The sequence below is a fragment of the Microcystis sp. M109S1 genome (genome assembly GCF_020247025.1).
GTDB lineage: Bacteria > Cyanobacteriota > Cyanobacteriia > Cyanobacteriales > Microcystaceae > Microcystis.
On the sequence record NZ_JADBRW010000312.1, the window covers coordinates 1 to 26,498 of the forward strand.

Genomic DNA, 26,498 nt, shown 5'->3' on the forward strand with positions numbered 1-26,498 from the left:
AACATCATTAGAAAAGTAATTCCTGATGTCATTGACCAGGGAATAAAGGGTTTGCCGTTTAATCCTGTAGTGCTTGACCCACTACGAATGACTAAGCTTTCAGACTTTTAAGTAAGTTTGAGTAAGTTTAGTTGAGCGGTAGTAAAAGATACAAATTACTCACCCTTCCAGACCAAAAATTATGACGAATACCAGTAACCCGCTGCTTGTCGGTCAAGGATTACCGGCTTTTGACCAAATCCAACCCGGCCTGATTGTCCCTGGGATGACGCAACTTTTGCAGGAACTGGCCAGAGAATTAACCGATCTAGAAGCGCAGATTATCCCCACCTGGGAAAAATTAGTCGAACCCCTCACCCGGATCGAAGAACGTTTAAGCTGGAGTTGGGGGGTTATCGGTCATCTGATGGGGGTAAAAAATAGCCCAGAATTGCGTCAAGCTTACGAAACCGTACAACCGCAGGTAGTCGAGTTTATTAGCCGTTTAAGCCAAAGTAAACCCATTTATGAGGCATTTTTGTCCCTGCGTCAAGGGGAAAGCTGGGGGCAATTAGACGAGGCACAACAGCGCATTGTCGAAGCTTCCCTGCGGGATGCCCAATTAGCCGGGGTGGGATTAGCAGGAGAGAAAAAAGACAGATTTAACGCGATTCAACTGGAATTAGCGGAAATCACCACGAAATTTTCTAATAACCTCCTCGATGCCACCAAAGCTTTTAAACTGAAACTAACAACCCCAGAAGATATCGCCGGTTTACCCCCTAGTCTCCTTAGTTTAGCGGCCCAAACCGCCCGCAACCAAGGAGAAACTAACGCCAGCAACGAAACTGGCCCCTGGGTGATTACCCTCGATTTTCCCAGTTATTTCCCCTTTATGAAGTACAGCGATAATCGGGAATTGCGGGAAAAACTCTATAAAGCCTACGTTAGTCGGGCTGATCTGGGAGAATTGGATAATAATCCCTTAATCGATCGCATTTTGCAACTTCGTCAGGAACAAGCCCATCTACTAGGTTATAGTACCTACGCCGAGGTCAGTCTTGCCCGGAAAATGGCCAATTCTGTGGATGAAATCGAGAAATTGCTTGACAATTTGCGCCAAGTAAGCTATGAAGCGGCAAAACAGGATTTAGCGGCCTTAAAAACTTTTGCGGGAACCGACGATCTCAAGCATTGGGATATAGCCTATTGGTCAGAAAAACAGCGTCAGGCCAAGTTTAACTTTAGTGCCGAGGAATTGCGCCCCTATTTCCCCCTACCACGGGTTTTAGAAGGCATATTTAGCCTCGCTAAACGGATTTTTGGGGTAGAAATTATCGCCGCTGACGGTAAAGCACCTATCTGGCATCCCGATGTGCGTTATTTCCAGATTAACGACGAAAAGGGCGAAAAAATCGCCTATTTCTACCTCGATGCCTACAGTCGTCCCGCCGAAAAACGCGGCGGCGCTTGGATGGATGTCTGTATCGGTCGGGCCAAAACTGGCGCCGAGGTGCGTTTACCTGTGGCTTATTTAATCTGCAATCAAACGCCTCCAGTAGATGGAAACCCCAGTTTAATGACCTTTGAGGAGGTAACTACCCTATTTCACGAATTTGGCCACGGTTTACAGCATATGTTAACCACTGTGGATTATTCCGGTGCGGCGGGTATTAATAACGTTGAGTGGGATGCGGTGGAATTGCCCAGTCAATTTATGGAAAATTGGTGTTATGATCGCCCTACTTTAATGAGTATGGCCAAACACTACGAAACCGGTGAAACTCTCCCCGAACATTACTACCAAAAACTGCTCCTAGCTAAGAATTATATGAGTGGTTCGGCTATGCTGCGTCAGTTACATTTGTCTTTAGTAGATTTAGAATTACACCATCGTTATCAACCCAATGGCAGCGAAACTCCTAAACAAGTCAGACAGCGTTTAGCGGCGACGACGACGATAATTCCTCCCCTACCGGAAGATGCTTTTTTGTGTTCTTTTGGGCATATTTTCGCCGGCGGTTATGCGGCGGGTTACTATAGTTATAAATGGGCAGAAGTTCTCAGCGCCGATGCTTTTGCCGCTTTCGAGGAAGTGGGATTAGATAACGAAGAAGCAGTGAAAGCGATCGGTCGCCGTTTTCGTGATACTGTCTTAGCTATGGGGGGAAGTTCCCATCCTATGAATGTTTTTAAAGCTTTCCGCGGTCGCGAACCTAGTACCGAACCTCTCCTCCGTCATAGCGGATTATAAAAGTAGCCAAAAACTTTTCTTTGTGGTGCGTTACGGCGATATTTAGCTCTTGATTTTTTCTCTGGGAACAAGGGATTGCCTAACGCACTCTACTTGACTACTATCCTCCATTTCCAACATACTCGTTGAGGTAATAATTTTATGTACAAACGTATTCCTGACATTCTTGGAATCCCACTAGAATTTCAAGTTGTCATCCTACCTCTTATTTTAATATTATCTATTTCCCCATATGTTTCCAACGTAGACTTTGGTATTTTTATAATTCCAGAATTTACACAAAAGGCTAAATCAAAGCTAAAAATCATAGGTCCGATTCTCCTTTTATTATTCTTCATACCGATAATTCCACCACCTCCTCCAGACTGCAATAAAAATCGGCAGATTACAGTCACCGTACAATATCCATCGGGATCCCAACAAGAAGAAAATGCCCAGAAGTTACGACAAGAGTTAAGCGATCGTGGATTTAATGTTCCAGGGGATCGCCCAGAACCAGTGCCAGAAAGAGACGCTCCACCACAAGGTCAGGCATGGATTAAATATTTCTATGATGATGATCTTGAGGCAGCAAAATGCCTTCGAGAGGTTGTGAGTCAACCTCTTATTAAGAATGCAAAACTAAAGCCCAATATAGAGCTACAACGAGACTATAAGCGTGGAACTATAGAAGTATGGTATCCGGCAAAATAATCGCAACATATTTCAGCAAGCTTTTTGCTTTGTGGTGCGTCCAGAGTCACTCTTTTTCTTGTTCTTCTTGAGGTTAGGATAACTCCTATCCCCCATTCCCAACATACAAGGCTGCGTTAGCGTAGCGTAACGCAGCAAAAACTTTTCTTTGTGGTGCGTTACGGCGATATTTAGCTCTTGATTTTTTCTCTGGGAACAAGGGATTGCCTAACGCACCCTACTTGACTATATTGTGATAACATATCGGGAAAAAAAGTTAACTAACAGGAGTAAACTTTAATGAGTATCGCATTTTTTCAAGATCTGATCGAATCGGTAGAGAGTCTATCCATTGAAGACCAAGATTATTTGTTTGAGCTAATTCGTAAAAGACGCATTGAGAAACGCCGCGATGAGATGGCTAAAAATGGCGAAGAAACCTTAAAGTCTTTAGCAATGGGAACAGCAAAAAAAGGCAGTGCTGAAGAAATAATGGCTTATTTGTTAGAGGATGAAGAAGAATGAAATTAGTTGCTGACAAAAGCTTTAAAAGAGCTTTTCAACGCTTAATCAGCAAAAATCCTCAACTACAAAGCAAGGTATCAGAGGTTCTACATTTGTTAGAAGATAACCCCTTCACCCCTTCTTTAAAATCTCATAAGCTGACAGGTAGATTAGAAGGTTATTGGTCATGTTCTGTTAGTTACGATTGCCGTATTATTTTTACTTTTCGTCAAGATACTGATTCAGGAGAAACTTTAATTGTTATAGTTGATATTGGAAAACACGATCAAGTTTACTAATTTATCTCTTTAATTTGTTCTTGCTTATCAATTGTATAATTACAGTGCAATATCGCCTACTTTTCTAGCGTGCGTTCCTGGAAATTTTTGGGTCTGAAACCCCCTACTGTATATTTTTATTAAGAATTATCCTTCCTTTGGAACATTAACTCTTAATTCTTAACAAATGACCATAGATTCTCAACAGAAAAACTGATTATAATAAAGGGAACTGAACAGAACTGCTCGATCGATAGATAACTGATTAATTAAAGTTTTATTACTTTTGATGGACTAGGATTAAGAGAAGTAAATTTATTCTCGATCGCTCCCTGAAAGTGAGAAGAAATAGTTTTAATAAACAAAGAGTTTTCAACTTGGCAAAAATCCTCTGGGAGAAATACACATGGAAGTTCTAACCGAGACAATTAACCCAACTTCGATCGAACGGGAACCGATCCATCTCTATAACCGAATTCAACCGCACGGAGTGCTTTTAGTTCTCAGCGAACCGGAGCTAAAAGTCAGCCAAACTAGCAGTAATAGCCGCAGTTTATTGGGAATTTCTCCGGGGGAAATTATCGGTAAAACCCTAGAGGAAATCTTCGATCCCTTTCAGATCGATCCTCTCAAATCAGCCATAGAAAATAACGATTTTGATGCTATCAATCCCTCCAAAATCTGGGCGCGGGTTAAAGGGGATGATTTTGCAGTCTTTGATGCTATTTTTCACCGCAACGCCGAACAAATGCTGATTTTAGAGTTAGAACCTGCTATTTCCTATGAAAACATTCCTTTCCTGAGTTTCTATCACCTAGCCAAAACTTCGATCGATAAACTTGAAGCCACCCGTAGCCTAAAAGATTTCTGTAATATCATCGTTAAAGAAGTAAGAAAAATGACAGGATTCGATCGAGTTATGTTATACAAATTCGACGAAGAAGATAACGGTGATGTGATAGCAGAAGACAAAATAGAGCAACTAGAACCCTATCTCGGTTTACGTTATCCCGCTTCCGATATCCCTCTCCCGGCACGAAATTTATTAAGTGCTAATTGGATTCGACAGATTCCCGATGCTACCTCTGAACCCGTCGATCTAGTGCCTAGTCTTCATCCCGAAACTCAACAACCCTTAAATTTAACCCTGTCCAGTCTTAGAAGTGCTTCTCCCTGTCATTTAGAATACCTGCATAATATGGGAGTGGGAGCATCTCTAACCATTTCTCTGATTGAAAATAAACGTCTTTGGGGTATTATTGCCTGTCATCACCGCACCCCTAAATATGTACCCTACGAACTCCGTAAAGCTTGTGAGTTCTTAGGAAGAGTAATTTTCTCGGAAATATCGGCACGGGAAGAAACCGAGGATTATGACTATCGAGTGAAATTAAACTTTGTCCAATCGCAATTAATCGATTATATGGCTGAAGCTAATAACTTTATCGATGGATTAATTGCCCATAAACCGAATCTGCTTGATCTAACTAAAGCCACAGGAGCCGCTATTTGTTTAGGCGGCAATTATACCTTAATTGGAGTAACACCGAGCGAAGAAGAACTAAATTATCTGATTACTTGGCTAGAAAAAAACGTCCTTGAAGATGTTTACTATACCAATTCCTTACCGCGAATTTATGCCGATGCGGGTAAGTTTAAAGATATTGCCAGTGGCCTACTAGCAATTCCCATTTCTAAACGTAATTATCTCCTCTGGTTTCGTCCGGAAGTAATTCAAACCGTCAACTGGGGTGGTGATCCGGGTAAAGCGATCGAAACGACTGCCATAGATGGTAATATTCGTCTCTGTCCGCGTAAATCCTTCTCCCTCTGGAAAGAAACCGTTCGTCTCAAATCTTTACCCTGGAAAGCAGTAGAAATTAACGCCGCACTAGAATTACGAAAAGCGATCGTCAATATCATCTTAAAACAAGCCGATGAATTGGCACGTTTGGCGCGGGATTTGGAACTATCAAACGCCGAATTAAAAAAATTCGCCTACGTCGCTTCCCACGATTTACAGGAACCCCTCAATCAAGTCGCCAACTATGTGCAGTTGCTAGAAATGCGCTACACCGAAGAACTGGACGAAGATGCTAAAGAATTTATTACTTTTGCCGTCGAAGGTGTCAGTTTGATGCAAACATTAATAGATGATGTGCTGGCTTACTCGAAAGTGGATATGCAGGCGGCAGAGTTTAATACCATCGATGCTAATCTGGCACTGGAAAAAGCTCTCGCTAACCTGAAAGGGAGAATTCAAGAAAGTCAAGCTATGATCACCGTTGATCCTTTGCCAATTGTCATGGCAGATAAAACCCAGTTAATGCAATTGTTCCAAAATCTCATCGGTAATGCCATTAAATTCCGGGGAAAAGCAACTCCCACTATTCATATTGCTGCCCAACGTCAAGAAGAGGAATGGCTGTTCTCTGTCACCGATAATGGAATTGGTATCGATCCCCGATTTTCCGAACGCATTTTCGTGATTTTCCAACGACTGCACACCCGCGACGAGTACCCCGGCACAGGTATGGGTTTAGCGATTTGTAAGAAAATTATTGAGTGTCATCGCGGACGAATTTGGGTAGAATCCCAATTAGGCAAAGGAGCGGTTTTCTGTTTTACAATTCCCCTAGGAGGTGACGAGCGTGAGCGCTGGCGAGGACGTGCCACACAAAATTATCTTATTAGTGGAGGACAGCAAAGCTGATATTCGCCTCATTCAAGAGGCATTAAAAACTAGCACCGTCCCGCACGAATTAGTTATCGTTAGGGATGGTGTCAGCGCTATGGATTATCTGCGTCGAGAAGGGGAGTATCTCGATTCTCCCCGTCCTAATCTGATTCTTCTCGATCTGAATTTACCAAGAAAAGACGGACGGGAGGTATTAGCGGAAATAAAAAACGATCCCAGTTTAAAAAGAATTCCTGTGGTGGTTTTAACCACTTCTCGCAACGAGGAGGATATTTTTTATAGCTATGAACTGCACGTTAATTGTTATATAACCAAGTCACGCAATCTCAAAGATTTGTTCAAAATTGTCAAAAATATCGAGGCTTTTTGGTTAGAAACCGCTACTTTACCCGGGGAGTGAATCATTATCAGTTATCAGTTATCAGTGATCAGTTATCAGTTATCAGTTATCAGTTATCAGGTTTGAGTTTTCAGTTAGTAGTATCAAGTGGCAAGTTCGGAGCTTTCTTTTCACTGTTTACTGTTTACTGTTTACTGTTTACTGATTACTGTTTACTGGTTACTGATTACTGTTTACTGATCACTGAAAAATCTTCCCACTCCCTAACTTCCCAAATCTCTTTAACTCTTGATTAAAAAATGGGACTCTCGCAGGATATAAAAGTTCTTTTAATCGAGGATAATTTAGCCGAAGCTCGATTATTAAAGGAAATTCTTAAGGGTAATGAAAAAAAAGAATTTCATCTGGTTAATGTCTCAAGATTATCCGAGGCGATTTCTCTGTTACAACAAACAAATTTTGATGTAATTTTATTAGATTTAACTTTACCAGATAGTCAGGGTTTGGAATCCTTAGCTCCCCTTTTAATTACGGCTCCGAAATTGCCGATCGTGGTTTTAACTAATACTAATGATGATAATTTAGCTTTGGCAGCACTGCGTCAGGGAGCGCAGGATTATTTAATTAAAAGAGAAGTAAGTTTAGAAATTTTAACTCGATCGCTATGTTATGCGATCGAGCGAAAACAGATGGAGGAAGCTTTACGAGAATCGAACGAAGCTTTAAAAATGAGCGTGATTGAACGTACTAATCAACTGGAAAAAGCTCAGGAATTAAATCAGTTAAGAACCGAATTTGTTTCCATGTTATCCCACGATTTTCGCAATCCTTTAAATAAAATTTTACTCTCGGCTGGATTATTAGAAGAAAGTCGCGATCGGTTGACAAAAGATCAGCAAGTTAGCTATTTTCGCATGATTCGATCGGCCATTAAAGACATGGATCAATTGCTCACAGAAGTGTTATTAATTGGCCGGGCCGATTCCGGGAGATTATACTGTCAATTTGATCTGGTGGATTTACTGGATTATTGTCAGAAATTAGTAGAATCTTTTACTGTTAAGCCGGAGCCGCAATTAGCAATTATTTTCCAAGTTGAAGGCAGCTTAGAAAGAGGACTTTGGGATATAAATTTAATTAAACATATCTTGACAAATTTACTGGGAAATGCTCTCAAATATTCACCCCAAGGCAACCCCGTAGAATTTAAGATTATTGTTGAATCCGAGCAGGTAGTCTTTAAAATTGTCGATCGAGGGATTGGTATTCCCAGCAAAGATAAAGAAAATTTATTTAAACCTTTTTATCGCGGTAGCAATGTCGATAATATTCAAGGAACGGGATTAGGATTAGCCATTGTCGGACGCTGTGTGGAAGCGCACAAAGGACAAATTTACCTGGAAAGTGAGGAAGGAAAAGGCACAAAGATCACGGTGATTTTACCGATTATTACCGACATTGAACACCTAAATTGAGATGAACAATAGGGTGGGATCACAATTTTTTTTCTGCTGCCCTCGCTGCCTATCTACCTATTTCTTGGATCAAGGGAACGAACGACAAAAATACCGATGGCTTTGTCCACTTTAGTGATATATTTTTCTAGGTCTTTAGCAATGGTAACTTGACCGGCAGGAGAGGCATGAATTAAGCCAATTTTGCCGTCAGGAAAGCGATAAACTAGACCGGTATGGGTGGTATCTAAACCAGCGATATTAGTCACGACACCGATAATATCGCCAGCTTGCAGTTGTGGATAAATATCTTTAATCTTAGCGGTGGGAATATAGGTTAAGGATAAGCTTTCTAATTGCTTTTCTACCTGTTGAATACAATCGTAATTACTTTGAGTTTTTAACTGGGGATATAGAGGGCGATTTTTGCTGATAAAGTTGAGCTTTTTGTCAAGAGTAATTCCACCTAATTTTTGAGTAATATTTTCTAGATTACCTCGTTTTTGGTTGTCATTAATCCAATCGGAAAAGTAATGCAGACGACTACAATAACCGTCGAGAATACCGTGGCGATAACGTTGATTTAAGACCTGCTGACTAAAAGCAGAATACTGATAATTTTTTAAAGCAAAATTGTGACTCAAAGCGAGAACTGTTTCCACAAAGAGGACACAATCAAACTCTTTTAAAGAGATAAATAATTTTTCTGTTGCCGAGCGATCGAGTAATCCTGCTTGATATTTTGCTCCTAAAAATTGAGTGGCGATATTCTGGATTATATCAGCCATGGCTAGGCGATCGAGTTGTTGATTTTGAGCGTACTGTACCAGTTTTTGATAATTAGGATCGCTTACTTCTTGAGCAAGAATAGTTTCCGATCGAGCTATACTCAAGGGAATTAACACAGGATTAATTAATAAATAGGGTAAAGTTATCCAATTTAAAAACATTGTCGATCGGTTACTGAAAATAATAGAGTTTATCACCGAATAATACAAATCAACTATCGGAGTTATCAACTGTTAAAATCTGCCAGTGTTAGTTATTATTGTTTCATTTATTTTACTATTTATTCTACATAAAATTATTGTCGATATCCTCAAGTTATTTAGGACTTAGGACGTTTAACCCCTCCACTACGTTTAACTTGAAACCCATATAAATAAATTTCAGGTATATTAATTCGACTATCGAGACGACTTTCCACCACACCCAATTGTATTAGATATTGCATAATTTCTTCAGGTTCCTGAACAGGAGGTTGTTTTTCAGGACTCCATTTAGTTGAGCGCACAGCGTCTAAAAAAGTTTCTTTCGGCATAGGAGCTTTTAACCCTTCTAAGTTAGTTTTTAGAGATTCTAACCAAGGATATTCTTCCTGTGCTAATTCTTTAATTCTATCCTCTGAAGTATCCATTAACGCACCCTGGAGATCAGAGGGTTGTAGAAGGTATAGCTCGGTCAGTTGTTCAAAACGTTCTAATCTTTTGGCTGCCGCTAGGTCGAATAATTTTAGAAAAGAGCGAGGAGCAATTCTACCCCCAGTATCCTGAAGATGATTAGGTATCCATCGGTAGGTAATACCTTTTCTAGCATTAGCACCCATATATTTACCGATCATTTTTTCAATTAATTTTTCAAATAATCGGTCATCACTACTAACATTCCATCCTAGTTGAGTTGAGCTTTCCCAAATTAAATTAGGGATAATCTGTAAATAGTCTCTCATTTCTTGAGCCGAATTAGCTAACCGTTTAATCCAGAGTTGATAGAGCCAAGAAGGTCGCCATTCTAGCCGATGGGATTGTAATTTAGAAGCATCAGGAAATCCCAAAAATTCCTCTCTAAATAGGTCGGTACGAAGAAATATTTTTGGTCGAATTCTCTCCCAACGACGAGAGCGATCAAGCCAAAAAGCTAATAATTCTCTAATCGGATTAGCTAGAGCATTATAAGTAGTCAATAACCGATCTAATTCATCATAAGTAATAAATAGCCATTGGTCATAACTAATTAATTGTTCGTCTAATTTGTCAAGAACATAATTTAGACGTTCAAAATTATCTTTAACTAAAATTCTCCATTCTGATAAAAACGATAACCTATTTTGAAGAATAGTAGTAATATTTGAATCTAATTCTTGACCTATAATGCTGGGAATATCAGATTCTTTTTCCTGTAAAATGACACCTAAAATCAATCCTAACCAGAAACTACGCCATTCAAGATTAGTAGCGCTTTGCATTTCTTTTTCTATAATTTCTGGTGTCGGAAATCTTTTTTCAGTTTTGCGAGTGCGACCAAATCCTGCAATCCATATGGTCTGCTTTAAAGGAGCAAGACCTCGAATATTTAAACTATTAACTAAAGCTTCTCGTCCAGAGGGAATGGCTAGTAAACGAAATAATTCTGTTTTACCCACACCCCGACCACCTTGAATTAATAAAATGCTTGGTTCCAATGCCCGTTTATAATCAACCACAGGGAAGAAATTTTTGAGAAATACTTCTTCATTATCACTTTCCTGTTCAGCTGTTGCTTTTCCAGGAGCAATTTCTCTCATTAATTCCAGTAACTTTTTTTTATCGAATTCAGCCATAATTTTTTACCGATTGTTTATAATCACATCACGTCCAAATAATTGACAAAGCTTTTCAGCAATAGTTTGATAAGGAGAATCGGCCATAACTTTTACGAGATTTGCTAATCTCTCTTTTTCTTCTGGAGTTGAGTCACGAGTCAAGAGGGCAATATCTCCCCGCAGACTATTATCGTAAGGGACAACTATCGGGAAAAATGGTGCATCGGTATCATTAGAGTTGGGAACATCTTCAGATTCAGTATAATAGTTTTCTTGGAAAATTGCATAGGCTTTTTCTCGAAACTTTTGTAACTCTATTTCTCGGCCAACTATTCCTAAAGATGGAGCAAGAGCATGAACTAAAATTAATGGTAAAGGATCCTCAGGGTTAGATAGGGCTAAATGTTGGATAACTTGGGTTAATCCTGCCCAACTTTGTCGAGATTCCGTACCAAAAATAACCACTGCATGAGAAAAATAAGTAATAGCTAAACCACCAATATCATGAAAACCTGCTCTTGCATCCATGAGAATAAAATCCAGTGGTTTGCTTAACCTTGCTATTTCTTCTAGCATTTGTTTTAAAATGCCTTGTAGTTGACCATTGACAATATTTTGAAAGTCTAAACGAGCCAATTTTTCTAAATAATCTTGATCGACATTTCCTGCTGGCAGCAAATTTAATATTCCACCTTTATCTCCTAACAAATACAAGTCAGTAATAGTTTTTAAACTCAGTTTCCATTTGTCTTTTTGAACTTTCTTTTCTAGCAAATAGTCCATGACACCAGAATTAGCGGCAAAATCCTCAGAAAAAATTGTGGCCAGACCGGGAGCTTCTAAATCAAGATCAACTATAGCGACTCGATGACCATTCCGCGCTAAAGTTAAGGCAGTAGCGGCAATAGTAGTGGTGCGACCAACTCCTCCTTTGAAGGAAAAAAAGGAGACAATAGCTGGTTTATATCCTTTTTCAACTTTTTCAAAATCCCAAGGCAATTGCTGCCCAATTTTATTCTCTGTCCATGCTTGTTTAGCCAGATGACGTTCTAGAATATACCATTTCAAGCTTGCCGATTCATCGAACCAAGGTGCCTGAACTCTTTCATCTATGATAAGATCAATCAGGGCTTTATAAGCATCTCCTTCTCCTTTTTGCCACCAAATATCATGGCCATAGTAATACTCAAGTTTTTCAGACAGGAGTGTAGATAGATGGTTTTCTTCGTTTGATTCTATGTTGTTTTCCTGTTTTAACTCTAGAAATAAGCGAATTTTTCCCTCAACATCACGAATAATAGTCACGGATTTTAGTTTGGCCAAAAGAAAACCAAGACTGGAATCCTGAAAGCATTCCCTTACCCTAGCAAAAGTTTCACTAAAACTAATCATCAGAATCTTAAATATCCTTACTAGAAATATAACCGTTTAGCACTAATCTGGGAATAATATCTCGATAAATTTCTTCAGCACATTCAACGGCCGAGTTAGCCTGATCTTCAGTCCAATATCCAGATTGATAATATCTTCTTTCTGGGTGATTTTGCCCTAGGACAGTTCCCTGAATGCGAGAAACTGGTAACTGTTGCTCTAAACGAGGATAGAGACTTCCTAATCTTTCCCTCGCTTTACCTTCTAATTCCTTGAGATCATGTCCGAATTTTTTAGCCGCTCTTTGATCATTTTTAAAATACTGTTCTACTAAAAGCTTAAAAGCGCATTCTACTACATAACCAGCTAGGTAAATGGCATTGTCCCAACGTTTTTTAGACAGCACAATTTTCGCATCTTGCAAATGTCGGCCTGCTGCACTAGCAAAGGACTGGTTCATAGATGTATCGAATTAAATAAAAACTTTTTAGCCATCAACCAATTCTAGCACCATAACGAAACTCTAAGAACTTTACTTCATTTTTGATTTTTCAACCTAAACTTGCCAAATTTTCTGAAACCATTGCCTGATTTCCGCACTATCATTAAGCTGTTGACTATCTAAATTACTCCTTAAGACTGCACCGGAGTGCCCGAGTTGCCAGTTCGAGCATTTGTACTAAAATTTCCCCTACTCAGTTTAAATCCAGTGCAGCTTACCTGCTACTGACTTGAAAGTGGGTGTAGGGTGTAGGGTGTGGGGTGTAGGGAAGGAAACCTCTTTCATCTGTGGGGGTGAAAATTTTTTCATCGGGACTGACTCCTAACCCTAACAACAATTTTTGATTTTTACCAGAGGTCTAGCATAAGAACAAAAAGCTGATCTTGATTGAGTTATAGCACTTGCAGATGTCTCATCATCATGTGTTAACAGCGAAATCTCGTCTGAGTTGCTATTTAATACCACTTTTAATTAAAAAAGTCAATAGATTAAATATTAATTTTTGTAAAGAAAGGCCTGAGCAGTTACTCAGAAAGCTCTTTACCATCTGTTACAAAATCTGGCAAGATATTTATCGAATTGTGTCAAAACCCAGAGTAAATGCTCATTGGGGTGACATTTTCTGATACAAGACAGAAACATATATATCTAAATACCTTAAACGAAGGGCGATCGTCATCAGATGACGAAAATCACTTCATACCAGACTCAGCAATCCTAAGGAGAACCATCATATATGTTCACTCACGTCAAGTCCACCATTCGTCACATAGTTCCCGACGCGTTGAATGGTCGATCGCTGGTCAAGGTGGTCTATGTCGTGCTAGAACCTCAGTACCAAAGTGCGCTGAGTAGTGCCGTCAGGGAAATCAACGCTAACAACCCGAAACTAGCGATCGAAATTAGTGGTTATTTAATCGAAGAACTGCGCGATGGGGAAAATTATCGCAATTTTCAAGAGGATATAGCCAAAGCTAATATTTTCATTGCCTCTCTCATCTTTATCGAAGATTTAGCCGATAAAGTTGTGGCCGCTGTCAGTCCCCATCGGGATAAATTAGACGCGGCGATCGTCTTTCCCTCCATGCCCCAGGTAATGCGCTTAAATAAATTAGGCAGCTTTTCCATGGCCCAATTGGGACAGTCCAAGAGTGTCATCGCTAACTTTATGAAAAAGCGCAAGGAAAACTCCGGCGCTGGTTTCCAAGATGCGATGTTAAAGTTATTGCGAACCTTACCGCAAGTCCTGAAATACCTCCCCATGGAAAAAGCTCAGGATGCGCGCAACTTTATGTTAAGTTTCCAGTATTGGCTAGGAGGTTCCGCAGAAAATTTAGAGAACTTCCTGTTAATGTTGGCCGATAAGTACGTCTTCGATAACAAGGATGACAGCGTAGTTTACAAAGAACCGGTAGTTTATCCAGATCTCGGTATCTGGCATCCTTTATCCATGAAAATGTTCGAGGATGTCAAGGAATACTTCGCTTGGTACAATAACCGCAGTGATATTGCCGATGACTTAAAAGACCCCTTAGCTCCCTGTGTTGGCTTAATTTTACAGAGAACTCACCTCGTTACTGGGGATGACGCTCATTATGTCGCTCTTGTGCAGGAATTCGAGTCTATGGGTGCGCGAGTCCTTCCCGTTTTTGCCGGGGGATTAGACTTTTCCAAACCCGTAGAAGAATACTTCTGGGATAAAAGCTTAAAAGGAGTGGAAGCGGTTGCCATCGTTGACACGGTAATTTCCCTGACGGGATTTGCTTTAGTGGGAGGTCCAGCGCGACAAGATCACCCGAAAGCGATAGAATCCTTAAAACGTCTCAATCGTCCCTATATGTGCGCGTTACCGCTAGTTTTCCAAACCACCCAGGAATGGGAAGAAAGCGATTTAGGGTTACACCCGATTCAAGTAGCGCTACAGATTGCCATTCCCGAATTAGACGGTGCGATCGAACCTATTATATTATCAGGCCGGGATGGGGCCACGGGTAAAGCGATCGCCTTACAGGATCGGGTAGAAGCGATCGCTCAACGGGCGCTAAAATGGGCTACTCTAAGAAAGAAACCGAAACTAAACAAAAAAGTCGCCATCACCGTCTTTAGTTTCCCCCCCGATAAAGGGAATGTGGGAACGGCAGCCTATCTAGATGTGTTCGGTTCCATCTACGAAGTGATGCAAGCGTTACAAAATAACGGTTATGACTTGCAAGACTTACCCGCATCTCCCCGAGAACTGATGGAAGCGGTAATCCATGATGCTCAAGCACAATACCATAGTCCGGAGCTAAATATCGCCTATCGGATGTCCGTACCCGAATACGAACGCTTAACCCCCTATTCCGTCCGTTTAGAGGAAAATTGGGGACCACCACCGGGACATCTCAACAGTGATGGACAAAATCTTTTAATCTACGGGAAAGAATTCGGTAACGTCTTTATTGGGGTTCAACCCACCTTCGGTTATGAAGGGGATCCCATGCGTCTGCTATTTTCTCGTTCTGCTAGTCCCCACCACGGTTTTGCAGCCTACTATACCTATCTCAATCAAGTCTGGAAAGCAGACGCAGTTCTCCATTTTGGCACCCACGGATCCTTAGAATTTATGCCGGGGAAACAGATGGGAATGTCTGGAGAATGCTACCCCGATAACCTCATCGGGATGATTCCCAACCTCTACTATTATGCCGCTAATAACCCCAGCGAAGCGACGATCGCTAAACGTCGCAGTTATGCGGAAACTATCTCCTATCTCACTCCCCCCGCAGAAAATGCCGGACTCTACAAAGGGTTAAAAGAACTGAGCGAGTTGATCGGTTCCTACCAAACCCTGAAAGATAGTGGGCGTGGGGTGCAAATTGTCAATACCATTGTCGATAAATGTTTATTGGTAAATCTCGACAAGGATATAAGTTTACCTGATGGTGACACCGCCCATCTCAGTCAAGAAGAACGGGATAATATCGTCGGTTCCGTCTATCGCAAACTGATGGAAATTGAATCGCGCTTACTTCCCTGCGGACTTCACGTTATCGGGAAACCCCCCTCGGCGCTCGAAGCGATCGCAACTTTAGTCAATATTGCCAGTTTAGACCGGGAAGAAGACGGTTTACTCTCCTTACCCCGAATTATTGCCAACAGCATTGGCCGGGATATAGAGGAAGTTTATCGCAATAGCGATCGAGGGGTGTTAGAAGATGTGGAATTACTGCAAAACATCACCCTCGCGACTCGCGCTGCCGTTTCCGCTTTAGTCAAATCCCAAACCGACGCAGAAGGTCGGGTATCGATGCTTTCTAAGCTGAATTTCTTGAATATAGGCAAGAAATCGCCTTGGATCGAAACTTTACAGGAAATGGGTTATCCAAAAGTTGATCCGGTCGCGTTAAAACCCCTGTTTGAATACCTAGAATTCTGTTTAGAACAGGTCTGTGCTGATAATGAATTAGGGGCCCTATTAAAAGCATTAGAAGGGGAATACGTTCTTCCCGGTCCCGGTGGCGACCCCATCCGTAACCCCGGAGTTTTACCGACGGGTAAAAATATCCACGCTTTAGATCCCCAGTCTATCCCGACCCTAGCGGCGGTAAAATCGGCTAAAATCGTGGTAGATCGTCTGTTAGAACGGCAAAAACTGGATAATGGCGGTAAATATCCCGAAACCATCGCTTGTGTTCTCTGGGGAACCGATAACATCAAAACCTATGGGGAATCCCTAGCACAAATTCTCTGGATGGTGGGAGTTCGTCCTGTTCCCGATGCTTTAGGACGGGTGAATAAACTGGAATTAATTCCCCTAGAGGAGTTGGGAAGACCGCGCATTGATGTGGTGGTCAACTGTTCCGGTGTCTTCCGAGATTTATTTATCAATCAGATGAACTTGCTTGACCAAGGTGTAAAAATGGCCGCGGAAGCAAACGAACCGATGGAGATGAATTATGTCCGCAAACACGCTATTGAACAAGCAAAAGAAATGGGTTTAACGGTTCGACAGGCAGCCACCCGCATCTTTTCTAATGCTTCCGGTTCCTATTCTTCTAACATCAATCTCGCGGTGGAAAATAGCAGTTGGGAAGACGAAAAAGAGTTACAGAATATGTATCTCAACCGCAAGGGTTTTGCTTTCGATTCCGATAATCCCGGGATGATGGCCGATAATCGTCAGTTGTTTGAAGCATCCTTAAAAACTGCCGAGGCAACTTTCCAAAACTTGGATTCTAGCGAGATTAGTTTAACCGATGTTTCCCACTATTTCGACTCGGATCCCACCAAAGTTGTCGCTAGTTTACGCGATGATGGCAAAAAACCGGCAGCCTATATTGCCGATACTACCACCGCTAACGCTCAAGTGCGTACTTTATCGGAAACCGTCCGTTTAGATACCCGCACCAAGTTACTCAATCCCAAATGGTACGAGGGAATGTTAAATCACGGTTACGAAGGTGTCCGGGAATTATCGAAGCGTTTAGTTAATACCATGGGATGGTCTGCAACTGCTGACGCGGTGGATAATTGGGTTTATGAAGATGTCAACACCACCTTTATTCAAGATGAGGAAATGTGTCAGCGTCTGATGAATCTCAATCCTAATTCTTTCCGCAAGATGGTGGGAACCCTGCTAGAAGTTAATGGTCGCGGTTACTGGGAAACTTCCCAGTCGAATTTAGACCGCTTACAGGAACTTTATCAAGAAGTGGAGGACCGTATCGAAGGAATCGAGTAATTGATCTAGTAAAATACCTCAAGGTAGAGAGGCAAAATATCGCTTCTCTACCATTTTTGTCTAGGAAAAACTTACAGTATTTGAATCACTTGTCTTGATCATCTTGTTCGGACTGAATTCTTCTCTCTTTATCCCCTTTAACAAAAACCGTCACCAAACCTGTTAAAGTACCCGCACCCATAATTCCAGATGCCCAAACTTTATCATTAATCCCCAGATAAATAGAGCCACCTAAACCAACTATCGCAATCGTAAAACCGGCAATTTGTCCAAGATAAGAGCGGATATTATCGTTTTTTACCAGTTCTGTTTCTATCTTTCTTCGATGTTCACCTTCTTTCTCCGTCATAGACAAAATCCTATCAGCACTGCCGGGCAAAACTTCTTCATATCCTTTTAGAATTGTTGGATGAGGAATCGGTCCATAGAAGGTTATGCTTTTGTTTATTCGTCCCAGGAGAATCGAGATTTTAGTTGACTGATCAATAGTCTCATCTTTTAATATTTCATCTATGGACTCTAAAGGTCTTTCAACTAGCTCACTATTATCCCAGTCTTCTGACTTTTTACTTTCGTCGGACATTTTGAGACAACTTTCCCCCATATTCACAAATTGCATTGTCAATATCTAATCCCGTCTTCATCCAATCAGACTGAATTGCGGCAGCATCTGGATTCAAATGTACTTTTTTGCCCACACGAACACGACAACGATAATCTAGATTGGCACGATAAGTCCCTCCTATATCTAGAACTGAGACCAGACCATCCATAAAGTACCGTCTAGGAATAGAGTAATTTTGGGAAGAAATGTCACGATAGTATTTTTTTACCATAACACCCTCGTTTAAGTTATGTTCACCCCTTCATTCTAGCATTTTATCATAGCAATTTTTTGAATTTATAAGAAATTATCACACTCAACCCCTTTTTTGCAGTTATAATACATAGCTCCTACATTGGTACTATTAATGATCAAGGCAATTGACCGACCTTATCATTAAATCCTGACAAATATAAGTTTAAATTATAGCTATTGCGCCCTAAGAGCGATAATATTTAATATTAACCAGATTTATACCAAAGATAAATCATTATGGAAAATGTAGCCGAAAAACCCATTTTATCTCCTAAAGGAACTTTTCCTGCCAAAGTTGTCAAAGTTATTGACGACTATAAATTAGTAATGAATAGAGGTGAACAGAACGGAATTCGAGAAGGTCAAAGAATGATGGTTTATCGTATCGATGACGAAGAAATATTAGATCCGCATACTGGGGAATCTTTAGGGTTTCTCGAATTATACGGGAAGAGTAATTTTCGTTCAAGATAAAATATCTATAATTGAAACCGATCGGAAAAAAACTTATAGAAAAAGAATAGAAAATACTCCTTTTGCATTGAGCAGTTATAAATCTGAAGTGGTAGAATCCGATGAATTAAAACCTTTTGATAATGCTCAAGTTGGCGATTTGGTCAAACCTATTTAGACCTATCGATGGAACAACAAATATTAGAATACTTTTTATCTCTTAAATATCCGATTTCAATTTATACTGAAGAAGAAGACGGATAAACGGCACTAATTCCAGATTTACCCGGATGTATTACTCAGGGGGAAACTTTAGAGGAAGTAGATAAATTTTCTCACTATCGGCTAACAGCGATCGCATCCTGCCGGAATTGAGGGATAACTTTCTCCGGTCCGCAAGCCGGAGGAGACAAAACTGGTTTATGCTAGAAAGAGTTGCTCTTAACGTAACTTTACAAAGTCATCGATCGCCCACATTTATGGATTGCATCATCAATCGTCGAGCGCGGTTTTCAGCCAGCCATCGCTATTATCTACCAGAATGGGACGAAGCCGAAAATCAAAGACTTTTTGGTCTTGGTAGCCGTTTTCCCGGTCATGGTCACAATTACGAATTATACGTCTCCCTATACAAAGAACTCAATCTTTATGGCATGGTGGAAAATCTCTCCACCGTGAAACAGGTAATTAAACGAGAGATAACCAGTCAATTAGACTACTCCTATCTCAATCAAGTCTGGCCGGAATTTCAGCAAACCCTACCCACCACAGAAAATATCGCTAGAGTTATCTGGCAAAGATTAGCACCCTATTTACCATTGGTCAAAATTCAACTATTTGAACACCCCGAATTGTGGGCAGAATATCAAGGAAAAGATATGGAAGCAACTTTAACTATCAAAACCCATTTTAGTGCCGCTCATCGTTTGGCTTTACCGCAATTAACCCTCGAACAAAACTCGGAAATCTACGGCAAATGCGCCAGGGTAAACGGTCATGGCCATAATTATCACCTAGAAGTATCCGTGGCGGGGGAAATCGATCCCCGCACCGGTATGATTGTGGATCTGGGGGATTTACAAAAAGCGATCGATGAATTGGTAGTAGAACCCTTCGATCACACTTTTTTAAATAAGGATATTCCCTACTTTGCCGAAGTGGTTCCCACCGCGGAAAATATTGCCTTACATATCGCTCAACTATTAGGGGAACGGATCCGCCAATTAGGAGCCGAATTAGATAAAGTTAAACTGATTGAAAGTCCCAATAATTCTGCGGAAATCCACTGTCGTGGTTCGGTTCAAGCTCCCCGACAACTTCTAGAAAAAACCCTGACAGCCGTTTAATTACCTATTAGTTAAGCTGATTAGGGTGAGCGTGACTCACCCTGATAGATTTAATTAAACCCTAGTTAAACACTTCTCGCCATCCTCGCTTTCCTTTGCTTTGACGTAAGGGAGAAGCTAAATCGACAATTTTCTCAAGCAGTTTCGGGGCAAATTTTTGGCACCAAAGAGCTAGATGACTTTGCCAACCGACGACAATTTCCGTTTTTTCCCTATTTAACCCGGTAATTAGGGTTTGGGCGACTTCTTCGGCGCTCATCGGTTTTAACCATCGAAATAACTGCAATTCTCGCACCATATCCGTATCGGTTAAAGAGGGTAAGAGGGTGACAACTTTGATGTTGTGTTCCCGTAATTCCGACCTGAGAGCGTGACTAAAACCCAAAATGGCAAATTTGGTGGCCGAGTAGGTAGCGAAGCTAGGAGCGGCAATTTTACCCATCATGCTGGAAACATTGACAATCGTTCCCTGTCCCCTAATTGCCATCCGGCGGGCAATTAAGCGAGTAACCGTGTACATGGCCATCAGATTTAAAGATATTTCTGCTTGCACTTGCGAGAATCGCGATCGCAGAAAGGGGGTTTGATGGGCAATACCGGCACAGTTAACGAGGATATCGATGCCACGGCATTCTTGCCAAACGCGGATAATTGCAGGACTAACAAGGTCATTTTCGGTTAAATCCAGGGCTAAGGGTGTGGCAATGACCCCTAGGGACTCAATTTCTTTCGCTAGTTTTTCTAATCGCTCTTGATCTCTGGCAACAATCACAATTCTGCTTAAACCTTGTCGGGCTAATTCTAAGGCGATCGCTCGTCCAATGCCCCGGGATGCCCCCGTGACTAGGGCTGTTTTTCCCTGTAATTTCATGATCAAACTCCTGTTTTAAGCAACAGTACGGGAATTTATTGGTTTTGCTTCTGAAATCTTTGATTTGTGCATCCATGCCCTACATAAGTAGCGAAGCAATCGAGGGATAGATGGATAGGTTAGGGTGCATGGGGTTTTTCCTCCTTCAAAGCGCACTCTTGAACCCACGGTAACAGTTGTCTTTACAAACAGCAATCTTTTTTAACACTTTTTCCTCAAAATCACTCGATCGGATGAACGCTCAGGGTGATCCTCGATCCGATGGAAACCCCAGGGGACTTGCAGATATAGGTATTTTAAAGAGCTTAATACCGAGGGAGATAGAAAGTCTGGCAATGGACGCGACTACTATTGGCAGTACAACGGACTTGACATCCTCACCGCACTGAAGTAGATCTTTTGGGCAATCTCCCATCTCCTAATCCCCAACCCCAATGAATAACCCCCCCGATAGTCCATTCAATTACACAGAAGCTTTTATTGCCCTAGGAACGAGTAATTTCGATCGCTCGGTGCAGTTTTATCGTCAACTGTTGCAACAGGAACCAAACCCCTACCTTGCCGCCGTTTATGCGGAATTTAGGCTAATTAACCTTAAATTAGGTCTTTTTTGCCCTAAAGAGTCCCACAGAGACGAATTTAGCGATTCTAGGGGCAGTGGCATGAGCATTTGTTTCGAGGTGGAGAGTCTCGAAAAAGCCCTCGAGCATTTGAGCGAAATCGGCTATGGTGCTAGGGGAGAAATTAGCCAGGCTTCCCACGGTCCGGAAATCTACATCTATGATCCGGATGGTAATCGTTTAATTTTCCATCAATCCACCGCTAAAACCAATCCTTTCAGGTAGGAACCTTCCGAGTGATAGATACTGGTGGGATGGTCGGCCGGTTGGCTTAAACGTGCTAAAATTCGCACTGGGCGAGCCGATTCAATGGCGGCAGCCATGACAGCACCCTGAAAATGTTCTTCGTTAACCACTTGGGAACAGGAAAAGGTGAAAATAATACCTTGCGGGCGAATTTTCTGGAAAGCTTGGTAATTTAATCTTTTATAAGCCATAACCGCCTGATGACGGGATTGGATACTTTTGGCAAAAGCGGGGGGATCGAGGACAATCAGATCGTAATCCTCCTGACAGTCGCGCAGGAAGTTAAAAACATCGGCGCTGTAGGATTGATGGGGAACTTCACCGAGATTATTCAGGGCGATATTTTTTTCGGTAAGATCGATCGCACCGTGGGAACTATCAACGGAATGGACTAGGGCAGCCCCCGCTTGCATAGCATAGACGGAAAAGCCGCCAGAATAAGAAAAAGTGTTTAAAACCCGTTTATTCTGACAATATTGGGCTAATATTGCTCTATTTTCCCTTTGATCGAGGAAAAATCCCGTTTTTTGTCCTTTTTCCCAATCAATAATAAAGCGATGGCCGGATTCTAACACCTCATTGCCGTTTTTTTGACCAAATAAGTATTTATTTTCGGAGATATGGGCGCTTTTCGCCAAAACTGCGGCACTTTTATCGTAGATTGCCCGTAAATTGTCAGCGTAGATAGTTTTCAGGCAATCGACAATCAGATCGAGACGTTGGTATAAAGCTAGGGAATAAGCTTGAATAACCGCCGTGCCATTGTACCAATCGACGATTAAACTGGGTAAACCGTCTCCTTCAGCGTTAATTAAGCGATAACAGTTAGTTTTCGGGTTATCGACTAAACCGATTTGTTGCCGCAGCTGATAGGCATTCTGGAATTTTTCGAGAAATAATTGAGCAATATCGCTGACTTTTTGGAAAGAAAGAATTTTAACGGCAATATTGCTAGGATTATACAGTCCAGTGGCTAGATATTCGCCTTGATCGCTATAAACCTCCACGATAGCACCCTCTTTGACTTCCCCCTCCATCTCTTTAATCGCTCCGGAAAATATCCAAGGATGGAATCGTTTAACAGCATCAATTTTATGGTTTCTCAGGATAATTTTCGCTAAATCTGGCATGGATAAAGAATCAGGGTTGATAGCTGACGACTACTAGACAATTCTATTATCCCCTGCCAGAAGCGCAAAACCATGGTTTGTTATCCCTCGATCGAGTGGCATCAAACCAAGTCCTAACAATCGAGGGATAATCAGAGGGAATTCTCGCCTATAATAAGTTAGATTTTAGCGATAGTCCCTCGACAAATGCCAAGAAAAAGTGATGCTGCCGGTGGTTTAAGTTTATGGTTCCAGCGTTTGGGGGCTGCTGGTTTATTAGCGGGACAAACTTTTTTACATATTCTTAATGGCAAAATCCACCGGCGTAATACTCTTGAACAAATGAGTATTGTTGGGCCAGAATCCTTGACAATTGCCCTAATTACGGCTGCTTTTGTGGGTATGGTTTTCACTATTCAGGTAGCCAGAGAATTTATTTTTTTTGGGGCGGGTAGTTTTGTTGGGGGAGTCCTTTCCTTGGCTTTAACAAGAGAATTAGCCCCGGTTTTAACCGCGGTGGTGGTGGCGGGGAGAGTTGGCTCGGCTTTTGCCGCCGAAATTGGTACAATGCGAGTAACAGAACAAATTGACGCTTTATATATTTTAAAAACCGATCCGATCGATTATTTGGTCATTCCCCGGGTGATTGCCTGTAGTTTAATGTTACCCCTGCTCACTATTATCTCTTTAGTCACCGGCCTACTCGGTGGTTTATTTATTTCCGATAGTCTTTACGGTATTTCCTATTCCCTATTCTTACAATCAGCCCAAAATTTTCTGGAAACATGGGATTTAATTAGTTCTATGTTAAAGTCCCTAATTTTTGGGGTTTTAATTGCTATTATCGGTTGCAGTTGGGGTTTAACCACCACCGGCGGTGCTAAAGGAGTTGGTCAATCTACTACCACGGCTGTGGTAACTTCTTTGTTAGCGATTTTTGTGGCTAATTTTTTCCTCTCTTGGCTGATGTTTCAAGGGACAGGTAATGTGGAAATCGGCTAAGACAGTAATCAGTAATCAGTAATCAGTAATCAGTAATCAGTAATCAGTAATCAGTAAACAGTAATCAGTAATCAGTGCCAAGAAAACGGCAATTTTCTACTTAGGGCTTGCTGAATAAATCTAAAAACTTTGTTGGATAAGGCTTTTAGACTTTTTTGACCTCAAAAAGTGCCGGACCTGGGGGTGATCGGGGGTAAAATTCAGGTACTTTTTCCCTGAAAATTAGGTAACTGACTACCTCAAAATCGGTAAAACCCTACACCCTACACCCCACACCCCACACCCTACCCCCACCGAAAAACTTTTTCAGCAGACCCTACTTAATACCGCTCACTAAAAACTCAAATCTGATCACCGATTACTGATAATTGTCTATTTTCAAGATTAGGATTTGTTCAAGGGATTGAGAGTAAGACAAGTTTTAATTAATTCCTCCACTCCCAGGACTGGATAAATAGGGACTCCTAACTGATTAATAACAGTTTCTAGGGTGAGATCATCTAAAAATACCGATTCCCCATGCTTGAGCATGAGGGAGGGTAATAAAACCCCATCCCCAAGATTTTTACCTTGTAATCCTTTGAGAATATCTTGCCCGGTTAATAAACCCGTAACCGTGATTTCCTGTCCCCAATAATCACTATTTAAAGCCACTAATTCCACGGTTAAACCCCGCCGATTATTTAACTGTTTAACTAGGGGTTGAAAGGCTTGTTCTACCGCATTTCCCACTACCCATATCAATCGTCTAGATGGAGTAATTTGAGCAGGTAATAACTTCTTGGCTGTCTTCTGAAAATCCCTAATAAATTGACGAATTGAGCCAACTCCGTTACCGATTTGGGGATAGTCTTCGTAGTGAGATTGAGGTGGTAAATCGACTCGGGCAATTAAAAACCATTCATCGGCTAACCACACCACATTACTGCCAAATTCTTGACAAAATTGTTTCTGTAAAGTTTGGACTTGTTCGATCACTTCTCGCGCTTTTTCTTGGCTAACGGGAATTAATTCATCTTCTTGGGGACGAAAGCGGGTTAATCCCACGGGAACTACGGCAATCGACTCCACACAGGGAATATCTCCCCGATGAAAAGAAACCAGATCTAACAGGGTTCTTTCGAGATGAATTCCATCATTAATATTGGGACAAACTACCACTTGGGCATGAATTTGTAATTGTCTGGCTTGTAGCCATTTTAAATGGTCTAAAATTTGACCAGCGCGGGGATTTTTTAAGAGACGAATTCTCAGATCGGGTTCCGTGGCATGAACGGACACAAAAAGCGGTGATATGTGCATCTTTTCGATCCGCTGCCATTCTTTTGAGGTGAGATTAGTTAAGGTTAAATAACTGCCATAGAGAAAACTTAAGCGATAGTCATCATCTTTATAGTATAAAGTTTCTCTTTTGCCCTCTGGTTGTTGGTCGATAAAGCAAAAAGGACATTTATTATTGCACTGAATTAAGCCATCAAAAAGGGCAGTTTCAAACTCTAAACCTAAGTCTTCATGATAATCTTTTTCGATTTCTATCCGGTGAGTTTTGCCCTGACTATCAAGCACTTCTAGGGTTAAAAATTCATCGGCACATAAAAATTGATAATCGATTAAGTCCCGGGGACGATTACCATTGATAGAGAGGAGCGCATCCCCGATTTCAAAACCCACCTCGGCGGCGATCGAATCTGGGATGACACCACTAATTTTAGCTGGACGAATAGTTAATTCACTCATATTTTTAGGTCGCCATCCAATTATTTAACTGCATTTCGAGAGAGTCTTTGGCCTTGTCTCACTTTTGTCAAGCTAATTCTACAGCATGGCCGATTGTTTAGAGTTGTGGTGGCAAGAAAATCAACAATCTATCCAGGGTTAGAAGAATTAGTCATTGATTTAGACACCAGGAGCCGCCACTGGCAGCAACCGCAGCCAATTTATCAAAAGAATGGTAGACTTTGCCTGAAAAACGCCGTGGCAAATACGGCTCATCTACTATCCGCAAATGCCATAGTAAATATAATCCAATTGAACGGTGTTGGGCAGTCTTAGAGAACTATTGGGGCAATTTTGGGTTCAATTGATGCGGCTCTTAATTGGGCTTCTAACATGACTCGGAAGGGCATAAAGCCTCTAGTGCATTTGCTAGAAGGAACTTATGAAAAAGGTATGAAGGTTTTGGCTAAAGAACTAGAACAATTGCAACCTTTCTGGCAGCGTTCTGAAGCTTCACCCAAATGGGATGTGACGGTTCTACCCTCCTAGCTAGCAGCTTATTTTTACGCAAGTCCCTTATCGGTGAGAGTTCGAGGTTATCTGCGTCCGGTTACTTTTCGGCAAATTGTTCCCAATTAAGAGAAGACTTGCGGGATTTTCGGGGTTGCCGATTTTTGCTTGATGGCTACCGGCAAAAGATAGCCACCGGCAATTATATCAATTTATCAAAGTTAGGAGAATCATTTACTGTTAATTGATAGCGATCAAGATTGGGAAACTTTGACATCCTCACCGCCGTAAAACGGACGGTGATTCCCAAACCTCACGATTTAGGTTTCTGCTTCTTTCCCTTGCGGGGTTCCGCACCTGCCTTAACAGATTTACTCTGTTCTGGTCTTATGGTCGCTCTACAGACTGAC

Annotated in this window: 21 protein-coding genes and 2 pseudogenes; 14 read left to right on the plus strand and 9 right to left on the minus strand. The window is 41.4% G+C overall.

The window, feature by feature from the left end; genetic code table 11:
• The first annotated feature begins 181 nt into the window (after positions 1–181).
• The 7 genes from IM322_RS15595 to IM322_RS15625 all read left to right on the plus strand — a co-directional run bounded on the left by IM322_RS15595 (position 182) and on the right by IM322_RS15625 (position 8,200).
• Positions 182–2,233 (plus strand): M3 family metallopeptidase, encoded by a 2,052-nt coding sequence (locus IM322_RS15595; protein WP_287674415.1) that lies wholly within the window; start codon positions 182–184, stop codon positions 2,231–2,233.
• Between the two features lie 141 nt (positions 2,234–2,374).
• Positions 2,375–2,926, plus strand: a complete 552-nt coding sequence (locus IM322_RS15600; RefSeq protein WP_287674417.1) for a hypothetical protein — start codon at positions 2,375–2,377, stop codon at positions 2,924–2,926.
• Positions 2,927–3,205: 279 nt separating this feature from the next.
• Positions 3,206–3,430 (plus strand): hypothetical protein, encoded by a 225-nt coding sequence (locus IM322_RS15605; protein WP_158201840.1) that lies wholly within the window; start codon positions 3,206–3,208, stop codon positions 3,428–3,430.
• Positions 3,427–3,708, plus strand: coding sequence for a type II toxin-antitoxin system RelE/ParE family toxin (locus IM322_RS15610; protein WP_004163338.1), 282 nt, complete (start codon positions 3,427–3,429; stop codon positions 3,706–3,708). The genes IM322_RS15605 and IM322_RS15610 overlap by 4 nt, the downstream gene beginning before the upstream one ends.
• 385 nt (positions 3,709–4,093) lie before the next feature.
• Positions 4,094–6,400, plus strand: coding sequence for a sensor histidine kinase (locus tag IM322_RS15615; RefSeq protein WP_287674420.1), 2,307 nt, complete (start codon positions 4,094–4,096; stop codon positions 6,398–6,400).
• Positions 6,339–6,785: a response regulator gene (locus IM322_RS15620; RefSeq protein ID WP_286826074.1), complete on the plus strand. Its 447-nt coding sequence runs from the start codon at positions 6,339–6,341 to the stop codon at positions 6,783–6,785. The genes IM322_RS15615 and IM322_RS15620 overlap by 62 nt, the downstream gene beginning before the upstream one ends.
• A 239-nt stretch (positions 6,786–7,024) precedes the next feature.
• On the plus strand, positions 7,025–8,200 hold the full coding sequence (locus tag IM322_RS15625) for a hybrid sensor histidine kinase/response regulator (RefSeq protein ID WP_286826075.1): 1,176 nt from the start codon (positions 7,025–7,027) through the stop codon (positions 8,198–8,200).
• Between the two features lie 53 nt (positions 8,201–8,253).
• On the opposite strand, the gene IM322_RS15630 is transcribed toward IM322_RS15625, so the two are convergent.
• From IM322_RS15630 to IM322_RS15645, 4 genes are all read right to left on the minus strand, one after another.
• Positions 8,254–9,129: an N-acetylmuramoyl-L-alanine amidase-like domain-containing protein gene (locus tag IM322_RS15630; protein WP_287674423.1), complete on the minus strand. Its 876-nt coding sequence runs from the start codon at positions 9,127–9,129 to the stop codon at positions 8,254–8,256.
• Between the two features lie 158 nt (positions 9,130–9,287).
• On the minus strand, positions 9,288–10,778 hold the full coding sequence (locus IM322_RS15635; protein ID WP_287674425.1) for a P-loop ATPase, Sll1717 family: 1,491 nt from the start codon (positions 10,776–10,778) through the stop codon (positions 9,288–9,290).
• Positions 10,779–10,784: 6 nt separating this feature from the next.
• Positions 10,785–12,152 carry a KGGVGR-motif variant AAA ATPase gene (locus tag IM322_RS15640; protein ID WP_287674427.1) on the minus strand — a complete coding sequence of 456 codons (1,368 nt, stop codon included), beginning with the start codon at positions 12,150–12,152 and terminating at the stop codon, positions 10,785–10,787.
• 7 nt (positions 12,153–12,159) lie between these two features.
• Entirely contained in the window at positions 12,160–12,591 is a 432-nt protein-coding gene (locus tag IM322_RS15645) for a HEPN domain-containing protein (RefSeq protein WP_287674428.1), read from the minus strand.
• A gap of 778 nt (positions 12,592–13,369) precedes the next feature.
• On the opposite strand from IM322_RS15645, the gene IM322_RS15650 reads away from it, so the two are divergent.
• Positions 13,370–17,356, plus strand: coding sequence for a magnesium chelatase subunit H (locus tag IM322_RS15650; RefSeq protein WP_287674429.1), 3,987 nt, complete (start codon positions 13,370–13,372; stop codon positions 17,354–17,356).
• An 85-nt stretch (positions 17,357–17,441) separates the two neighbouring features.
• On the opposite strand, the gene IM322_RS15655 is transcribed toward IM322_RS15650, so the two are convergent.
• Together IM322_RS15655 and IM322_RS15660 are read right to left on the minus strand one after the other, a co-directional pair.
• A complete protein-coding gene (locus IM322_RS15655) occupies positions 17,442–17,939 on the minus strand; it encodes a DUF2335 domain-containing protein (RefSeq protein WP_287674431.1) in 498 nt (165 codons plus the stop codon).
• Positions 17,923–18,129, minus strand: a complete 207-nt coding sequence (locus IM322_RS15660; RefSeq protein WP_287674433.1) for a hypothetical protein — start codon at positions 18,127–18,129, stop codon at positions 17,923–17,925. The genes IM322_RS15655 and IM322_RS15660 overlap by 17 nt, the downstream gene beginning before the upstream one ends.
• A 323-nt stretch (positions 18,130–18,452) precedes the next feature.
• Here IM322_RS15660 and IM322_RS23410 point away from each other — a divergent pair.
• From IM322_RS23410 to IM322_RS15675, 3 genes and pseudogenes are all read left to right on the plus strand, one after another.
• Positions 18,453–18,846, plus strand: a pseudogene (locus tag IM322_RS23410) (hypothetical protein).
• 8 nt (positions 18,847–18,854) lie between these two features.
• Positions 18,855–19,043 (plus strand): annotated as a pseudogene (locus tag IM322_RS15670) (type II toxin-antitoxin system HicB family antitoxin).
• A 104-nt stretch (positions 19,044–19,147) separates the two neighbouring features.
• Complete coding sequence (locus IM322_RS15675; RefSeq protein WP_286826089.1) at positions 19,148–20,014, plus strand: 6-pyruvoyl trahydropterin synthase family protein; 867 nt, start codon at positions 19,148–19,150, stop codon at positions 20,012–20,014.
• A gap of 61 nt (positions 20,015–20,075) precedes the next feature.
• Here IM322_RS15675 and IM322_RS15680 read toward each other — a convergent pair whose 3' ends face one another.
• A complete protein-coding gene (locus IM322_RS15680; RefSeq protein ID WP_287674438.1) occupies positions 20,076–20,885 on the minus strand; it encodes an SDR family NAD(P)-dependent oxidoreductase in 810 nt (269 codons plus the stop codon).
• 434 nt (positions 20,886–21,319) lie between these two features.
• Between IM322_RS15680 and IM322_RS15685 the strand changes: the two genes are divergently transcribed.
• A complete protein-coding gene (locus tag IM322_RS15685) occupies positions 21,320–21,730 on the plus strand; it encodes a VOC family protein (protein ID WP_286826082.1) in 411 nt (136 codons plus the stop codon).
• Here IM322_RS15685 and IM322_RS15690 read toward each other — a convergent pair.
• On the minus strand, positions 21,697–22,881 hold the full coding sequence (locus IM322_RS15690; RefSeq protein ID WP_287674440.1) for a class I SAM-dependent rRNA methyltransferase: 1,185 nt from the start codon (positions 22,879–22,881) through the stop codon (positions 21,697–21,699). The two genes, IM322_RS15685 and IM322_RS15690, sit on opposite strands and share 34 nt — an antisense overlap.
• A 186-nt stretch (positions 22,882–23,067) precedes the next feature.
• Here IM322_RS15690 and IM322_RS15695 point away from each other — a divergent pair, with 186 nt between their 5' ends.
• Positions 23,068–23,862, plus strand: a complete 795-nt coding sequence (locus IM322_RS15695; protein ID WP_286826084.1) for an MlaE family lipid ABC transporter permease subunit — start codon at positions 23,068–23,070, stop codon at positions 23,860–23,862.
• Between the two features lie 384 nt (positions 23,863–24,246).
• Here the strand turns inward: IM322_RS15695 and IM322_RS15700 are convergent, their stop codons facing one another.
• Entirely contained in the window at positions 24,247–25,599 is a 1,353-nt protein-coding gene (locus tag IM322_RS15700) for a TIGR03279 family radical SAM protein (RefSeq protein ID WP_287698991.1), read from the minus strand.
• A 372-nt stretch (positions 25,600–25,971) separates the two neighbouring features.
• On the opposite strand from IM322_RS15700, the gene IM322_RS15705 reads away from it, so the two are divergent.
• Positions 25,972–26,127 (plus strand): hypothetical protein, encoded by a 156-nt coding sequence (locus IM322_RS15705; protein WP_287698992.1) that lies wholly within the window; start codon positions 25,972–25,974, stop codon positions 26,125–26,127.
• Positions 26,128–26,498 lie beyond the last annotated feature (371 nt).

Excerpts from the sequence above, each read along its gene's own strand:
- IM322_RS15640 (WP_287674427.1), bottom strand. The coding sequence starts at position 12,152 with ATGATTAGTTTTAGTGAAACTTTTGCTAGGGTAAGGGAATGCTTTCAG.
- IM322_RS15695 (WP_286826084.1), top strand. The coding sequence starts at position 23,068 with ATGCCAAGAAAAAGTGATGCTGCCGGTGGTTTAAGTTTATGGTTCCAG.
- IM322_RS15615 (WP_287674420.1), top strand. The coding sequence starts at position 4,094 with ATGGAAGTTCTAACCGAGACAATTAACCCAACTTCGATCGAACGGGAA.
- IM322_RS15675 (WP_286826089.1), top strand. The coding sequence starts at position 19,148 with ATGGATTGCATCATCAATCGTCGAGCGCGGTTTTCAGCCAGCCATCGC.
- IM322_RS15650 (WP_287674429.1), top strand. The coding sequence starts at position 13,370 with ATGTTCACTCACGTCAAGTCCACCATTCGTCACATAGTTCCCGACGCG.
- IM322_RS15630 (WP_287674423.1), bottom strand. The coding sequence starts at position 9,129 with ATGTTTTTAAATTGGATAACTTTACCCTATTTATTAATTAATCCTGTG.
- IM322_RS15685 (WP_286826082.1), top strand. The coding sequence starts at position 21,320 with ATGAATAACCCCCCCGATAGTCCATTCAATTACACAGAAGCTTTTATT.
- IM322_RS15645 (WP_287674428.1), bottom strand. The coding sequence starts at position 12,591 with ATGAACCAGTCCTTTGCTAGTGCAGCAGGCCGACATTTGCAAGATGCG.
- IM322_RS15605 (WP_158201840.1), top strand. The coding sequence starts at position 3,206 with ATGAGTATCGCATTTTTTCAAGATCTGATCGAATCGGTAGAGAGTCTA.
- IM322_RS15625 (WP_286826075.1), top strand. The coding sequence starts at position 7,025 with ATGGGACTCTCGCAGGATATAAAAGTTCTTTTAATCGAGGATAATTTA.
- IM322_RS15600 (WP_287674417.1), top strand. The coding sequence starts at position 2,375 with ATGTACAAACGTATTCCTGACATTCTTGGAATCCCACTAGAATTTCAA.
- IM322_RS15700 (WP_287698991.1), bottom strand. The coding sequence starts at position 25,599 with ATGAGTGAATTAACTATTCGTCCAGCTAAAATTAGTGGTGTCATCCCA.
- IM322_RS15705 (WP_287698992.1), top strand. The coding sequence starts at position 25,972 with ATGACTCGGAAGGGCATAAAGCCTCTAGTGCATTTGCTAGAAGGAACT.
- IM322_RS15690 (WP_287674440.1), bottom strand. The coding sequence starts at position 22,881 with ATGCCAGATTTAGCGAAAATTATCCTGAGAAACCATAAAATTGATGCT.
- IM322_RS15610 (WP_004163338.1), top strand. The coding sequence starts at position 3,427 with ATGAAATTAGTTGCTGACAAAAGCTTTAAAAGAGCTTTTCAACGCTTA.
- IM322_RS15680 (WP_287674438.1), bottom strand. The coding sequence starts at position 20,885 with ATGAAATTACAGGGAAAAACAGCCCTAGTCACGGGGGCATCCCGGGGC.
- IM322_RS15635 (WP_287674425.1), bottom strand. The coding sequence starts at position 10,778 with ATGGCTGAATTCGATAAAAAAAAGTTACTGGAATTAATGAGAGAAATT.
- IM322_RS15660 (WP_287674433.1), bottom strand. The coding sequence starts at position 18,129 with ATGGATGGTCTGGTCTCAGTTCTAGATATAGGAGGGACTTATCGTGCC.
- IM322_RS15595 (WP_287674415.1), top strand. The coding sequence starts at position 182 with ATGACGAATACCAGTAACCCGCTGCTTGTCGGTCAAGGATTACCGGCT.
- IM322_RS15655 (WP_287674431.1), bottom strand. The coding sequence starts at position 17,939 with ATGTCCGACGAAAGTAAAAAGTCAGAAGACTGGGATAATAGTGAGCTA.